Source organism: Micromonospora sp. MH33 (assembly GCF_003013775.1).
Taxonomy (GTDB): Bacteria; Actinomycetota; Actinomycetes; order Mycobacteriales; family Micromonosporaceae; genus Micromonospora; species Micromonospora fulviviridis.
Window position 1 is genome coordinate 1 of the sequence record NZ_MUYZ01000054.1, and the last position, 14,130, is coordinate 14,130.

Below are 14,130 nucleotides of genomic sequence, written 5' to 3' on the forward strand. Positions count from 1 at the left end.
CGGGAGCCAGACCGGGGCGGCGGGGCCGGCGACTCGCCGCCGCGCAGGCGCGCGCCGGCACCCAGCTCCGCGCGCTCGACACCCAGCTCGGCCCGCTGCTCGGCCAGTCCTCGGTGAGCGGGTTCCTCCGTCCGCTGCGTCCGGCCTGGTGGCTGCTGCGCGGCTGGCTCGCGGCGCTGGTGATCTCCGTGGTGCTCCAGGAGCCGTCCGGGTTGCTTCCCCGGCTCGACGGCAGCGTGCTGGCCGGCCTGTTCCTGCTCGCCGGCACGGTCCTCGCCTCGGTCTGGCTGGGCCGGCGCGCTCCCGGCCTCCGGGGCTGGCCGCGGCGGTTGCTGCGACTGGGCACCGCGGCGTTCCTGATCTTCTCGTTCGCGATGCTGGTCAACGTCGACCAGCACGCCAGCTCCGACCAGTTCGCCAGCTACCAGGAGGTGTCGGTGGACCGCCGGTACGACCGGATCGAGGACGTCTTCGTCTACGACCAGGAGGGGCGGCTGGTCCGCAACGCCCAGCTCTTCGACCAGAACGGCGTGCCGATCCGGCTCGGCTGGCCGAGCTGCCTGGACGCGAGCGGCAACGTGCCCGCGCCGCGCAACGCCTACCCGTACTGCCCCGACCGGGCGCCCTTCGGGCCGCCGGCACCGGCCGCGCCGTCCCTGAGCGCCCCGCCGGCACCGGGCGCGAGCGTCGCCCCGGCGCCCAGCGCGAGCGTGGCCCCGGCGCCGAGCGGGAGCGCCACCCCCGCGCCACCCCTGAGCCCGTCGGCCGTGCCCGGTGAGAGCACGCCGACGCCCGCGCCGACCCGCTGAAGCCGACCTCCCAGGGGCGCCCGCCGAACGGTGGGCGCCCTCTGGGCGTGTCCACGGTGGAGGGCCGCGGGGAGCACGGGAGCGGGCGACGGCCCGCCGGCCGGGCCCGGCGGCGGTGACGGACCGGTCCGGGAGGCGAACAGGAGGTGAATGCCACTGTTCTTTCGTCTTCCCCGGGCCGGTGAGCGCGTGGCACGCTACCCGCACGTAACACCCACTGTGCGACCAGCCAACGATGACTGACCGCTAGGAGGACGGGACCATGGGCGAGATGGTGAGCTTCACCGGCAACGGGGGGACGAGCGAGGGGTATCTCGCGATACCCTCCGGCGGTGCGGCCAGCCCGGCGGTCATCGTCATCCAGGACTGGTGGGGCCTGGTGCCCCACGTCCGGGCCGTGGTGGACCGCTTCGCGGAGGCCGGCTTCGTCGCCCTCGCGCCCGACTTCCGGCACGGCGGCCCGGCGAGCAAGCCGAGTGAGCCCCGGCAGATGCTGAACAGCACCCAGATGGACGAGGCGGCGAGCGACATCGCGGCCGCCGCCGAATACCTCGCCGACCGGCCCGAGGTCGCCGGCAAGGTGGGCTGCGCCGGGTTCTGCGCCGGTGCCAGCCTGGCGCTCTGGTCCGGCACGTTCTCCGAGCGGATCGTCGCCACCGCCGGCTTCTACCCGCGGCTGCCCTGGGAGGGCATGGCCGCTGGCGCGACAGACAACGCGGGCCGCACCGACTGGGCCGGCTACGCCGGCAAGGCCGCGCTCGTCCACTGCTCCGAGGCGGACGGCCTCTCCGCCGCCGACGGGGTGCAGAGCGTGCGCCGGGCCATCGAGGCGGCGGGCGGCTCCTGCCAGACCTACGACTACCCGGGCACCGCCCACGCGTTCTTCAACGAGGACCGGCCGGAGCACTTCGACCAGCGGGCCGCCGCCACCGCCTGGGCCCGCACGCTGGAACTCTTCCGGGCGAAGCTTGGCTGAGCCGCGTACCCCCGCCGAGGTGGTCGCCCGCGCCGCGCGGGCGACCGACCTGGCCGACCTCGACGGGGCCGTGAGCAACTGCTTCGCCTGCCCGCGGCTGGTCGCCTGGCGGGAGGAGGTCGCCCGGGTCAAGCGGGCGGCCTTCCGCGACCAGGACTACTGGGGGCGGCCGGTGCCCGGCTTCGGCCCGCCCGACGCGCGGATCGGCATCCTCGGGCTGGCGCCGGCCGCGCACGGCGGCAACCGCACCGGCCGGATCTTCACCGGGGACCGCTCCGGCGACGTGCTCTTCGCCGCGCTGCACCGGGCCGGGCTGGCCAACCAGGCGACCAGCGTGTCCGCCGACGACGGCCTCGCCCTGCGGGACACCCGCATCTTCGCCGCCGTGCGCTGCGCGCCGCCGGACAACAAGCCCACCCCCGCCGAGCGGGACACCTGCGCGCCGTGGCTGCACCGCGAGGTCGCGCTGATCCGGCCCACCCTGCGCGTCGTGGTCGCCCTGGGCGCGTTCGCCTGGGCCGCGTGGTGGCCGGTGCTGCGCCACGTGTACGGGCAGCGCCCGCCCACTCCGCGCCCGGCCTTCGGCCATGGGGCACACTGGTCCGGCACGTCCGCACCGGCGCTGCTCGGCTGTTACCACGTCAGCCAGCAGAACACGTTCACCGGGCGGCTGACACCAGCGATGTTGGACGACGTGTTCGCCCGGGCGAAGGACCTGGCCGGGGTGGACTGAGGAATGCGTGGGGCGGTGGGATGGACCTCGGCGTGCTGCGCAGGTGGTGGCCGGTCGCGGCGGTGATCCTGCTGCTCGCCGTCGCCGCGCTCGCCGCCGGGCACTCCACCATCGGGGCGAGCCGGATCCCGCCCGCCGCCGACAACATCCCGTACGTGCCGGACTACCCCTCCGCCGAGGCCGCACCCTCGATCACCGTCGAGCCGCGCGAGTTCGGCCCGCCCACCTCGGGTGGCATCCCGGGCTGGCTCGCCACCGGCGCCATCGTGCTGCTCGGGGCGGCCGTGCTCGCCGTCGTCGGGTACGTGCTCTGGACCGTGCTGGGCGGGGCGCTGCGCCGGACCACCCGTGCGGTGCCCACCCAGCGGGTACGGCGTACCGCCGAGGGCACCGCCCGCGAGGTGGTGGCCGCGCTGGACGCCGGCCTGGAGGAGTTGGACGACCGGTCCACCGACCCGCGCACCGCGGTGATCGCCTGCTGGGTCCGGCTGGAGGAGGCCGCCGACGAGGCCGGCGTGCCCCGGCGCGCCGGGGACACCCCCACCGACCTGGTCAGCCGGCTGCTGCGCGGCGACCCGGCGGCCGGCGTCCCGGCCATCGCCAGCGCCGACGTGCTGGACGGCTTCGCGCACGTCTACCGCGAGGCGCGGTACGCCACCCACACCGTCGACGAGCGGATGCGCGACCAGGCCCGGGCCGCCCTGCGCCGGCTGCGCGGCGAGCTGACCACCATGACCGAAGTTCCCGAGGCGACGGCATGAGCACGAGCATCGACGACCTGCTCTCGTTCGCCGAGGAGCCCGCCGAGGAGGCGCGCCGGACGGGCGGCGGGCGGGCGCGCTGGGTGCTGCGGACCCTCGCCGTCACCGCCGCGATCGTGGTGGTGGTCGTCGTCGGGCTGCGCGCGGTCGGTCTCCAGGTCTCGCTCTGGATCATCGTTGCGGGCGTGCTCGCCGTGCTCGCCGTCCGCCGGGTCACCGCCGCGCTGTCGCCCCCGCCGCCGCCCCGGGCCGGCGGCCGCGCCCCGGCCGGTGAGGAGCCCGGCACCTGGAACTGGTCCGCCCGGGACGCGCTGCGCGCCGCGATCAACGGGTGGGAACGCCCGCTGGACTGGTGCTCCGACAACCGGGAACGGTTCACCGAGCGGGTGTTGCCCCGCCTCGGCGAGCTGGCCGACGAGCGGCTGCGCCAGAAGCACGGTGTCACCCGTGAGTCCGATCCGGCCCGTGCCCGCGCCCTGCTGGGCGATCGGCTGTGGACGTTCCTCGACACCCCCGCCCGCCGCCCCCCGTCGCCGCGCGACCTCGCGGCGATCGTCGCCGAACTGGAGAAGCTGTGATGAACGACGTGGACCGGAGCATGCCCCCCGCCGAGGTCGGCCGGCTGGCCCGCGCGGTGCTGGACGCGGTCGGCACCGTCGTGGTCGGCAAGCGGGAGGCGCTGGAGCTGGTTCTGGCCGGCATCCTGGCCGGCGGCCACGTGCTGCTGGAGGACCTGCCCGGCCTGGGCAAGACGCTCACCGCGCGCTCGTTCGCGCAGGCCCTGGGGCTGGACTTCCGGCGCCTCCAGTTCACCCCGGACCTGCTCCCCGCCGACGTCACCGGCTCCTTCCTCTACGACCAGCGCAGCGGTGACTTCTCGTTCCGCGCCGGCCCGGTCTTCACCAACCTGCTGCTCGCCGACGAGATCAACCGGACGCCGCCGAAGACCCAGTCCGCGCTGCTGGAGGCGATGCAGGAGAAGCAGGTCTCGGTGGAGGGCGTCACCTACCGGCTGGACGAGCCGTTCCACGTGCTCGCCACCGCCAACCCGATCGAGTACGAGGGCACCTACCCGCTGCCCGAGGCGCAGCTCGACCGGTTCCTGCTCCGCGTCTCGTTCGGCTACCCGAACCACGACGAGGAGTGGGAGGTGCTGCAACGGCGGATCGCCCGCCGCCGCGAGGAGGCCGAGATCAAGCCGGTGGTGGACGCCGGCACGCTGCGCGCCATGCAGGCCGCGCTGGAGGACGTGGTCGTCGAGGACTCGATCGGCCGGTACATCGTCGCGCTGACCGCGGCCACCCGCGAGCATCCGTCCGCGCTGGTCGGCGCCTCGCCGCGCGGCTCGCTGGCGCTGCTGCTGCTGTCCCGGGTACGCGCGGTGCTCACCAACCGCGACTACGTGGTGCCGGAGGACGTCAAGGCGGTGGCGGTGCCCGCGCTGGCGCACCGGATCACGTTGCGGCCGGAGATGTGGCTGCGCCGGGTCGATCCGTCCTTCGTGGTCGGTGAGGTGCTGGAGTCCACGCCCGCCCCGGCCAGCGGCGCGCTGCCCAGCTACGCGGCCGGACCCGCCGGGCGCTGATGACCGACCGTCAGGAACCGGCGAGCGGCTGGGCCCCCACCTGGGCGCTCGGCCGGGCCGTGCTGCTCACCGGCCTGCTGCTGGTCGCGGCGGTGCTGCTCGGCCGGATCGACCTGGTCGTGCTGGCCACGCCGTTCGCGCTGGGCACCGCGTACGCGCTGCGCCGCCGGCCCACCGCGCTGCCCGAGCTGGAGATCGGCGCCGGGGACACGCACCTGGTCGAGGGCGCGCCGATGGCCGCCACGGTGGCCGTGGCCAATCCGGACGCCGTCTCCTACGACGTGGCGGTGGTGCGGACCCGCATGTCGCGCTGGCTGCGGGTGGAGAAGGTCGGCTTCGGCGGGACCGGGGTGGACGTGAGCCGCTCCGGCGGCGCCGACCGGCCCTTCGTGACCTCGGTGCCGTCCGGCTCGGCCGTCGACCTGGAGCTGACCGGGACGGCGCTGCGCTGGGGGCGGCACCCGATCGGCCCGGCCGGCGCCCGGGTAGCCGCCGCGGACGGGCTACTGGTGTCGCGGGCCGTGGTCACCGACGCGGTCCGGACGCGGGTCTACCCGATGACCGAGCCGTTCGATGCGGTGGAGGCGATGCCCCGGGCCGCCGGGCTGGTCGGGGCCCACCACTCGCGCCGGCCGGGGGAGGGCGGCGAGCTGGCCGGGGTCCGCGTCTTCGCGCCGGGGGACCGGCTGCGCCGGATCGACTGGCGGGTCTCGCTGCGGGCCCGCCAGCTGCACGTGGCGGCCACCCTCTCGGACCGGGACGCCGAGGTGGTGGTGCTGCTCGACGTGCTGGCCGAGGCGGGCCGCTCCGGCGGCGTACGCGGCCCGGCGTCGGTGTTGGACACCACCGTCCGGGCGGCCGCCGCGATCGCCGAGCACTACCTGCACCGGGGAGACCGGGTGGCGCTGCTGGAATACGGTCCGGCCGCCCGCCGGCTGCGCCCGGCCACCGGCCGGCGGCAGTACCTGACCGTGCTGGAGTGGCTGCTCGACGTCAGGGCCGAGTCCTCCCCGCACGAGCCGTACGACCAGGTCTTCGGCCCGCAGCTGCTCTCCTCGGACGCGCTCGTGGTGGTGCTCACCCCGCTGCTGGACGAGCGGTCGGCGCAGATGCTGGCCCGGATGGCCCGGGGCGGGCGGTTCGTGGTCGCGGTGGACACCCTGCCGGCCGAGCTGCCGGTGCCGAAGGACCGGGGCTGGGCCGAGGTGGCCTACCGGCTGTGGCGGCTGGACCGGGACACGATGATCGGTCAGCTCCGCGAGCACGGCGTGCCGGTGGTGCGTTGGGCCGGCGCCGGCAGCCTCGACCAGGTGCTGCGGGATGTGGCCCGCCTGGCGACGGCCCCCAGGGCGGGTATGCGGTGAGCGCGAGGAACGCAGCGAGGCGGAGTCCCGTGGTCGCGAACGAAGAGTGGCTCAGATGAACGACCTCGTCGAGGGGATGACCGAGCGGGTGCGGGCGCTCCGGTACGCGCTGGGGCGGATCAGCCCCACGCCGCTGCTGGTGCGGGCCGGCATCTTCCTCGCGGTGCTGGTCGGCTTCCTGGTCGCGTACCCGGCGCAGGCGTTCACCCCACGGTCGCTGCTGGCCCTCACGGTGGTGGCGGTGCTGCCGGCGGTGGGTCCGCGCCGGATCTGGCCGACCTTCGCCGCGCTGGTGACCGTCGGCGGCTGGCTGCTCGCCACGCTCGGCTTCGACCGGCCGCCGGCGCTGTGGCGGCTGCTCGCCGTGGCCACCCTGCTCTACCTGGCGCACACCCTCTGCGCCTTGGCCGCGCTGTTGCCGTACGACGCGGTGGTCGACCCCGACCTGGTGCTGCGCTGGCTGGCCCGGGCCGGCGGGGTGGTGCTGGCCGGCGCCGTGCTCGGCATCGTGCTGGCCTCGCTCGGCGGGGCCGGCGGGGACGCCGGCTCGCAGGCGGCGACGGTGGCCGGCCTGCTGGTCGCCGTGGGCCTCAGCGGCCTCCTGGCCTGGCTCCTGCGTCGCAAATAGCGGGACGGCGCGGAAAGTTGCGCAGGTCACAGGGGTTGTGCTCCGTCACAGAAGGGGGTCTCGAACGGGATTAGCCGAGGCCCCCGGGGAAAGATAGATGACGTGAATCCGAAGCGGATCCTTGTCGTGGGTGCCGGGCACGTGGGCCTGTACGCCGCTCTGCGCCTGTCCAAGAAGCTGAGCTCCCGTGAGGCCGAGGTCATCGTCGTCGACCCGCAGCCGCACATGACCTACCAGCCGTTCCTCCCGGAGGCTTCGGCGGGCAACATCTCCCCGCGGCACGCTGTGGTGCCGTTGCGGCGGGAGTTGCGTAAGTGCAAGGTCGTGGCCGGCACGGTCACCCGGATCGACCACGACCGCAGGACCGCCGTCGTGCAGCCGATCAGCGGCCCGACCCGGGAGATCCAGTACGACCACGTGGTGGTCGCCCCCGGATCGGTCTCCCGCACCCTGCCGATCCCCGGCCTGCACGAACACGGCATCGGGTTCAAAACCATCGGTGAGGCCATCTTCCTGCGCAACCACGTGCTGGACCGGCTCGACGTGGCGGCCGCCACCACCGATCCCGAGGTTCGCAGCCGCGCGCTGACGTTCGTCTTCGTGGGCGGCGGCTACGCCGGCATCGAGGCGCTCGCCGAGATGGAGGACATGGCCCGGGACGCGCTGCGCTACTACCCGGAGCTGAAGCCGGAGGACATGCGCTGGGTGCTGGTCGAAGCCACCCAGCGGGTGCTGCCCGAGGTCGACCGGGACATGGGCGCCTACACGGTGCAGCAGCTGCTCAAGCGGAACATGGACATCCGGCTGGACACCCGGCTGGAGTCCTGCGTCGACGGGGTCGCGAAGCTCTCCGACGGGTCCAGCTTCCCGTCCGACACGATCGTCTGGACGGCCGGCGTCAAGCCGTCGCCGATGCTGGACGCGACCGACTTCCCGCGCGACGAGCGGCGCCGGGTCACCTGCCTGCCCACCCTCCAGATCGTGGACGGTGACCGGGTGGTCGAGGGCGCGTGGAGCGCCGGCGACTGCGCCGCGGTGCCGGACCTGACCGAGGAGCCGGGCAACTTCTGCTCGCCGAGCGCGCAGCACGCGGTCCGGCAGGCCGCCCGGATGGCCGACAACATCGCGAACGTGATCCGCGGGCGCGAGCCGGTCAACTACAAGCACAAGCACGCGGGCAGCGTGGCCAGCCTCGGCCTGCACAAGGGCGTGGCGCAGGTCTACGGCGTGAAGATGACCGGCTGGCCGGCCTGGTTCATGCACCGGACGTACCACATGTCGCGGATCCCGTCGTTCAACCGCAAGGTCCGGGTCGTCGTCGACTGGACGCTGGCGTTCTTCCTCAAGCGCGAGGTGGTCGCCCTGGGCCAGCTGCACGACCCGCGCGAGGAGTTCGCCGAGGCGTCCGCGCCGCCGGTCGGCGCGCGCGTCTGAGACAACCGGAAAGGGCCCTTCCCGTACGGGAGGGGCCCTTCGCCGTTTCCGGGCTCAGAACCGCCAGGTCCAGGCGTCGGCGATGCGGGTGCCCGGCCCGAAGAGCTGTTCCAGGGTCCGGCGCAGCGTCTCCGCGTGCGGCGCGTCGTCGGTCAGCGCGACGCAGGAGGCGCCCCAGAACTCGATGTCCCGGGCGGCCTGCCGGCGCTGCCGGTCGCCGACGGCCGGCGCCACCCCCCGCCTGGCCACATCGGCCAGCAGGGCGGAGGTCGGCCGTTGCCAGGTGCCCATGGTGGCCGAGCCGTTGCGGCCGTACGGGCCGATGAAGAAACCCTCCGGCATGCCGAACGCGGCGTCGGCCGCGGTGCCCCAGCGCATCGGCCACGGGTCCTTCGGGGTGGCCGTGGGCACCGGCACCAGCACCCCGCCGGGGCGTACGCACTCCCGCCAGTGCCCGCCGGTGACGAACCGGGGCAGCGGCGGCCGGTCGGTGGTGGGCAGCGGCGCGGGGAAGACGCTGAGCAGGGCCGCGCCGACCGCGAGGGGGACCAGCCGGCGGGCCCGCCCCCGCTCGCCGAGCGCCCGGTGCACGGCCAGGGTGAGCACCGTCCCGACCAGCGGCAGCACCACCAGGCCGAACCGCATCGGCAGCGCGCCGTCCACCACCGGCAACCCGGCGAGCAGGGCGTACGGGCCGGGCACCCCGGTCCGCTCCCCGCCGACGACCACCTCGGGGCCGAGGGAGAGCGCCGCCATGACCAGCGCCCCCGCGAAACAGGCGACCACCAGGGCGCGCCGGCCCAGCCAGAGCGCGCAGCCGACGGCGACCAGCAGCAACGGCCAGCCCAGGAAGGTGTTGAACTCGGCCGGGCCGGTGGTCAGGCGGACCGCGTCGTCGCCGCCCAGCACGGACAGCGCGGAGAGCCGGGTCCAGCTGGTCAGGTCCGCGGAGAAGTAGTGCGGGCTGAACATCCCGTCCGAGACGCCCTGCGGCCCCGCGAACTGGTGCCACAGCGGGTACGCCAGCACGAACAGGGTCAGCCCGGCGGCGCACATCAGCCCACCGGCGAAGCCGGGCAGCGCCCGGCGCAGCAGCGCCCGGTCGGCCAGCCCGTACGCGACGGCCATGACCAGCAGGGTGAGCGCGGTGAGGAAGAGCACCTCCTCGCCCATGAACACCTGGAGGGTGACGGTGACGGCTAGCCCGAGCGACGAGGTGGCCAGCCGGCGGCGGTCCGGGCCGTCCGGGCGGCCGGCCGGGTCGGCGGCCCGGAGCAGCCGGACCACCAGCCAGACGATCACCGGGACCAGCCACTGGGCGGTCATGTGCAGGTGGGCGTTGCTCTGCGAGACCATGCCCGGGCCGAAGCCGCAGAGCGCCGCGCCGAGCCCGGCGGCGAGCCGGCGGGCCCGCAGCGTCCGGGTGAGCAGCAGGTACCAGGCCAGCGCCGTGCCGGCCAGGTTGGCCGCGGCCAGCAGGGCGAAGGTGACCGGCGCCCCGAGGACGAGGGTGACCGGGGCGAGCAGCACGCCGAGCGCGATGACCGTGGTGTTGGTCATGAGGTTGACCCCGTCCGGCGCGTTGAGCCGGTCGGTGATCAGGCCGAAGTCGCCGAACAGGGCGCGCGAGTCGACGGCCAGGAACCACTCGTAGAGGGTCTGGTCGGCCGGGTTGAGGGCGAGCACCCGCTGCCCGGGCGCCGGCCACAGCCCGTGGGTGAGCCAGCCGGCGAGCACGGCGAAGAGCAGCCCGGCCAGCAGGTCCGCGCGGTGCCGGCGGCCGGCGGCCAGCAGCCGGGCCGCCCGGCCCGGGCGGGGTGCCGGGTCGAGGCGGAGTGCCTGGTCGGGGTCGGGCCCGGGGGCCGTGCGGGCGGCGCTGGTCACGGCCTCGACCATATCGGCCGGGCCCCTCGGGGTACGCCGGGCCGCGGCGCAGCAGCTACGGTGAGACCTGCACCGCCGCGTGTCGGCGCGCCGGTGCTCACCCGCCCGGGTGGTGGAACGGCAGACACGGCCGCCTTAAAAGCGGCTGCCGCAAGGCGTGCGGGTTCGACCCCCGCCCCGGGCACCAGACTCTCAGCTTTCCCACAGCTTCGCGCGGCGCGCGGCGTTGCCACCCCGTTTACCCTGGAGAGGCACGTTCACGTGCATCGACCCCCTGAGGGAGGCCTGAGAAGTGAAGTCCTCGAACCCGGTGCTCGCCCGGCTCGGCCAGGCGGCTGAGCGGGAGCGGGCGGCCGGGTACGCCCAGCCCGGGCCGTACGGTCAGCCCGGATATCCCCAGCAGTACCAGCCGTACCCGCAGCAGCAGCCGTACCCGGGGGCCCCCGGCTACCCGGCGGCCCCGCCCACCGTGACCGCGATGACCCTCGACGACGTGGTCGTCAAGACGGTGCTGATGCTCGGCATCCTCGGCGCCTCGGCCGCCGCGGCCTGGGTGCTCGTGCCGGACGCCCTGACCGGCGTCGCCTGGATCGGCGCCGCGGTGGTCGGCCTGGTCCTCGGCCTGATCATCTCGTTCTCCCGGATGGCCAACCCGGCGCTCGTGGTGGCGTACTCGATCGTCGAGGGCGTCTTCGTCGGCATGGTCAGCAAGACCTTCGACACGCTCTACGACGGCATCGTGCTCCAGGCCGTGGTCGCCACCTTCGGCGTCTTCTTCCTGATGGCGATGATCTACAAGGCGCGGATCATCCGGGCCACCCCGAAGTTCGCCCGGATCATGGTGGCGATCATCGCGGGCCTTTTCGGCGTCATGCTGATCAACCTGGTGCTCGCGCTCTTCGGCGTCAACACCCACCTCCGCGACGGCAGCCCGCTGGCCATCGGGTTCAGCCTGGTCTGCATCGTGGTCGCCGCGCTGAGCTTCGTGCTCAACTTCGCGGAGATCGAGGAGGGCGTCCGGATGGGGCTCCCGCAGCGCTACTCCTGGACGGCCGCGTTCGGCATCGTGGTCGGCCTGGTCTGGCTCTACCTGGAGATCCTCCGGCTGCTCAGCTACTTCCAGGGCGACGACTGACCGACCCCGTCCCACCTGCGACGCCCGCCTGCCGCGCCCGCGGCGGCGGGCGTCGTCGTTTCCCCGTCGCCGCCGGGCCGCCCGGGGCAGAGTGGGAGCCGGGGTACGTCGGCGCGAGGAGGTCGCGGTGCGCAGTGCCAACCCGGTGCTGGACCGGCTGGACGACGTCGGCCGGACCGAGCGTCAGGTGCTCGGTGCGGGAGCCGCCGACACGATGACGGTGGCCGACGTGGTCAGCCGGACGGTCGGGCTGCTGCTGCTCACCGGCGTCACCGCGGCGGTGGCCTGGGCGCTGGTGCCGCAGGCGGTCTGGATCTCCGCGGCGCTGGCCGGCAGCGCCCTGGCCAGTCTCGCGCTGGTGCTGGTCATCTCGCTGAAGCAGATCACCAACCCGCCGCTCATCGCCGGCTACGCGGTGCTCCAGGGCCTGCTGCTCGGGGTGGCCAGCCGCGCCTTCGAACTGGTCTACCCGGGCATCGTGGTGCAGGCGGTGGTCGGCACCTTCGGGGTCTTCCTCGGCATGGCGCTGCTCTACCGGGCCCGGCTGATCCGGGCCACCCCGCGGCTGGCCCGGCTGGTGCTCGGCACGCTCATCGGCATCGTGGCGATCGGCCTGGTCAACCTGGTCACCTACCTGGTCAGCGGGCGGCAGGGCGTGGCGGTCTACAGCCTCACCGGGCGGGTCGGCTGGCTGCCGTACCTCTTCTCGGTGGTGGCCATCATCGCCGGGGCGCTCAGCTTCGTCCTCGACTTCGACCTGGTCGAACGGTCGGCCCGCAACGGCCTGCCCCGCCGGTACGCCTGGTTCTGCGCCTTCGGCCTGCTGGTGGGGCTGATCTTCCTGTACTGGCAGATCCTCCGCCTGCTCAGCTACGTCCGCCGCTGACCGTACGACAACTCCAGCTCGGCTGGCGGCCATGATTCGGCCTCCGCGCCGCCAGGCGGCGCTCCGGTCCGGTCTGCCGCCGGGACCTGGAGCCGTCGTAGACTCGGCGGCGATGAGCGCAGCGGAACTGGACCGGGCGGTGACACTGCTGGTCCGACAGGTCGGGCACTGGGAGCAGCCGCGCTGGTCGGCGGCGGCCGAGGGCGGCAACGTGTCCCGGGCCGACCTGGTGCACAAGCTGGTCCAGGAGATCGCCAACCTGGCGGCCGACGCGGAGGGGGAGCCGCGCCGCGAGGTGCCCCGGCTCCCCACCGACCTGGCCCTGCCCGACCAGCTCCGGGTGGTCACCGCCGACCTGCTGGCGGCCGGCGCGCCGGAGCCGGTGCTGGCCGGGGCGGCCGACGCGGTCGCCCGGACCCGGTCCGCGCTGTAGCCGGCTGATCAGCCCTTCAGCCAGCGCCGCACCTTCCGGCGGCGGGCCCGGTCCCGCGCCCGGGCCAGCGCCGGCCCGGCCCGGTCGGCCACCGCGGCCTGCCGGGCGTACAGCAGGCCGTAGGTGAAGGTGTTCTCGCCGTCGGCGTACGCCCGCAGCGCCTGCTCGCGCAGCACCTCCCGGGTCACCACCGAGTCCTGGTGCGCACCGAGCGCGTCCTGGAGGTCCTTGAGCCGGTCCACCAGCTTCGCGCCCGGCCGGCGCACCTCGACGGCGTACCGGGCCCGCTTGCCCGCCTTGCGCGCCTCGTGCAGCGCGGTGTCGTCGTGTCCGCCGTCGGCCAGCGCCCGGTCCAGCCGCTCGTCGAAGCGGGTCACCGCGCGGCGCACCCGCCGGGACACCCAGCGGGGCCGTACGGCGCGCACGGTCGGCCCCTCCACCAGCGCGTCCAGCCGGCGCAACAGGTCGGTGTAGCGGTCGGAGCCGAGCGCGGCGCGCAGCCCGTCGAGGGCGGTGGCCAGGTCGGCGGCGAACCGCTCGGCGAACCGGGCCGGGACCGGGCCGAGCACCAGCTCGTCCGGTTCCGCGTGGACCGCGTCGGCCAGCCGGGCGGCCATCACCTGGACGTCCCGGACCGGCCCGAGCTGCCCGCCCAGCCAGCGCAGTTCCGCCCGTACGCTCTCGCTCTCCGCGCGGTCCCACAGCCCCCGGAAGGTCCGCAGCGTGGAGCGGAGCCGGCGGACGGCCACCCGCATGTCGTGCACGGCGTCCTCGTCGCCGCCGAGCGCGCCGGCGTGGTGGCCGATCAGCGTGTCGCGCTGGGCGGTGAGGTAGTCGACCACGGGCGCGGCCGCCGGATCGGGGGGCGCCGGCCGGGTGGCGGCGAGCCGGCCGCCCAGGGCGCGGTGCGACTTCGAGACCGGAACCGTCCGGGCACCGGCGGCGCGCAGCCGGTCGTCGATCGCGTCGAGCAGCGCCTCGTCGCCGTCGACCAGCTCGACCTCGATCTCGTGCCAGGTCTGCCGCTCGCCGCCGACCAGGTCCTCGGCCCGTACGTCGTCCTCGGCCACCTCGGCCAGCGTGCGGCCCGCCGCGTCCAGCAGGCGGCGTTCCCGGCGGCGGGTGACGACCCGCGCGGCCGGGGCGACCGGCCGGCCCCGGGAGGCGCCCCGGAAGAGCGCGACCAGTTCGGCCGGCGGGTCGGCGTCCTCCGGCCCGGCCGGGAACTGGTGCTCGGTGCGCGCGCCGCCGACCGCGCCCACCTTGAGGTGCCAGCCCGCGTCGTGCCCGCCGGTCCGCCGCCGCAGCGCGTAGCCGCTGCGCGCCAGCCGGAGGTCGGCGGTGTCCCAGTAGACCGCGTCCAGGTCGAGGGCGGTGGCGTCGGACGTCGTCGCGACGCCACCGCACCCCGTCAGGTCGGGCAGCCGGAATCCCTCGTCGCCGGAGTACTTGCGCTCGCGTTCCACCACGGTCGCCATGGCGCCTCCCGTACCCGGCTCCTG

General features: G+C 75.0%; 14 protein-coding genes and 1 tRNA gene. 13 read left to right on the plus strand and 2 right to left on the minus strand.

The features are described from left to right. The 9 genes from B0E53_RS11655 to B0E53_RS11695 all read left to right on the plus strand — a co-directional run. Nucleotides 1-809 (plus strand): hypothetical protein (locus B0E53_RS11655; protein WP_107076069.1); only part of this gene is annotated, 809 nt, incomplete at its 5' end. A gap of 262 nt (nucleotides 810-1,071) precedes the next feature. Beyond that, a complete protein-coding gene (locus B0E53_RS11660) occupies nucleotides 1,072-1,785 on the plus strand; it encodes a dienelactone hydrolase family protein (protein ID WP_107076070.1) in 714 nt (237 codons plus the stop codon). Nucleotides 1,786-1,804: 19 nt separating this feature from the next. Then, entirely contained in the window at nucleotides 1,805-2,518 is a 714-nt protein-coding gene (locus B0E53_RS11665; protein WP_107076071.1) for a uracil-DNA glycosylase, read from the plus strand. A gap of 20 nt (nucleotides 2,519-2,538) precedes the next feature. Then, nucleotides 2,539-3,279 (plus strand): DUF4129 domain-containing protein, encoded by a 741-nt coding sequence (locus tag B0E53_RS11670; RefSeq protein WP_107076072.1) that lies wholly within the window; start codon nucleotides 2,539-2,541, stop codon nucleotides 3,277-3,279. After that, entirely contained in the window at nucleotides 3,276-3,857 is a 582-nt protein-coding gene (locus B0E53_RS11675) for a hypothetical protein (protein WP_107076073.1), read from the plus strand. The genes B0E53_RS11670 and B0E53_RS11675 overlap by 4 nt, the downstream gene beginning before the upstream one ends. Next, a complete protein-coding gene (locus B0E53_RS11680; RefSeq protein WP_107076074.1) occupies nucleotides 3,857-4,864 on the plus strand; it encodes a MoxR family ATPase in 1,008 nt (335 codons plus the stop codon). The genes B0E53_RS11675 and B0E53_RS11680 overlap by 1 nt, the downstream gene beginning before the upstream one ends. Next, nucleotides 4,864-6,228 (plus strand): DUF58 domain-containing protein, encoded by a 1,365-nt coding sequence (locus tag B0E53_RS11685; RefSeq protein WP_107076075.1) that lies wholly within the window; start codon nucleotides 4,864-4,866, stop codon nucleotides 6,226-6,228. Before B0E53_RS11680 ends, B0E53_RS11685 begins: the two co-directional genes overlap by 1 nt. A 55-nt stretch (nucleotides 6,229-6,283) precedes the next feature. Beyond that, complete coding sequence (locus tag B0E53_RS11690; RefSeq protein WP_107076076.1) at nucleotides 6,284-6,856, plus strand: hypothetical protein; 573 nt, start codon at nucleotides 6,284-6,286, stop codon at nucleotides 6,854-6,856. 102 nt (nucleotides 6,857-6,958) lie between these two features. After that, nucleotides 6,959-8,290: an NAD(P)/FAD-dependent oxidoreductase gene (locus tag B0E53_RS11695; protein ID WP_107076077.1), complete on the plus strand. Its 1,332-nt coding sequence runs from the start codon at nucleotides 6,959-6,961 to the stop codon at nucleotides 8,288-8,290. A 54-nt stretch (nucleotides 8,291-8,344) separates the two neighbouring features. Here B0E53_RS11695 and B0E53_RS11700 read toward each other — a convergent pair whose 3' ends face one another. Next, nucleotides 8,345-10,186 (minus strand): hypothetical protein, encoded by a 1,842-nt coding sequence (locus tag B0E53_RS11700; RefSeq protein WP_107076078.1) that lies wholly within the window; start codon nucleotides 10,184-10,186, stop codon nucleotides 8,345-8,347. Between the two features lie 91 nt (nucleotides 10,187-10,277). Between B0E53_RS11700 and B0E53_RS11705 the strand changes: the two genes are divergently transcribed. The 4 genes from B0E53_RS11705 to B0E53_RS11720 all read left to right on the plus strand — a co-directional run bounded on the left by B0E53_RS11705 (nucleotide 10,278) and on the right by B0E53_RS11720 (nucleotide 12,628). After that, a tRNA-Leu gene (locus B0E53_RS11705) sits at nucleotides 10,278-10,361 on the plus strand. Between the two features lie 105 nt (nucleotides 10,362-10,466). Beyond that, nucleotides 10,467-11,309, plus strand: a complete 843-nt coding sequence (locus B0E53_RS11710) for a Bax inhibitor-1/YccA family protein (RefSeq protein ID WP_107076079.1) — start codon at nucleotides 10,467-10,469, stop codon at nucleotides 11,307-11,309. Nucleotides 11,310-11,436: 127 nt separating this feature from the next. Then, the gene (locus B0E53_RS11715) at nucleotides 11,437-12,195 is read left to right on the plus strand and encodes a Bax inhibitor-1/YccA family protein (RefSeq protein WP_107076080.1); all 759 of its coding nucleotides are present in this window, start codon (nucleotides 11,437-11,439) and stop codon (nucleotides 12,193-12,195) included. A 112-nt stretch (nucleotides 12,196-12,307) separates the two neighbouring features. Further along, nucleotides 12,308-12,628 (plus strand): hypothetical protein, encoded by a 321-nt coding sequence (locus B0E53_RS11720; RefSeq protein ID WP_107076081.1) that lies wholly within the window; start codon nucleotides 12,308-12,310, stop codon nucleotides 12,626-12,628. A gap of 8 nt (nucleotides 12,629-12,636) precedes the next feature. Here the strand turns inward: B0E53_RS11720 and B0E53_RS11725 are convergent, their stop codons facing one another. Next, on the minus strand, nucleotides 12,637-14,106 hold the full coding sequence (locus B0E53_RS11725) for a CYTH and CHAD domain-containing protein (protein WP_107076082.1): 1,470 nt from the start codon (nucleotides 14,104-14,106) through the stop codon (nucleotides 12,637-12,639). Nucleotides 14,107-14,130: the final 24 nt, after the last annotated feature.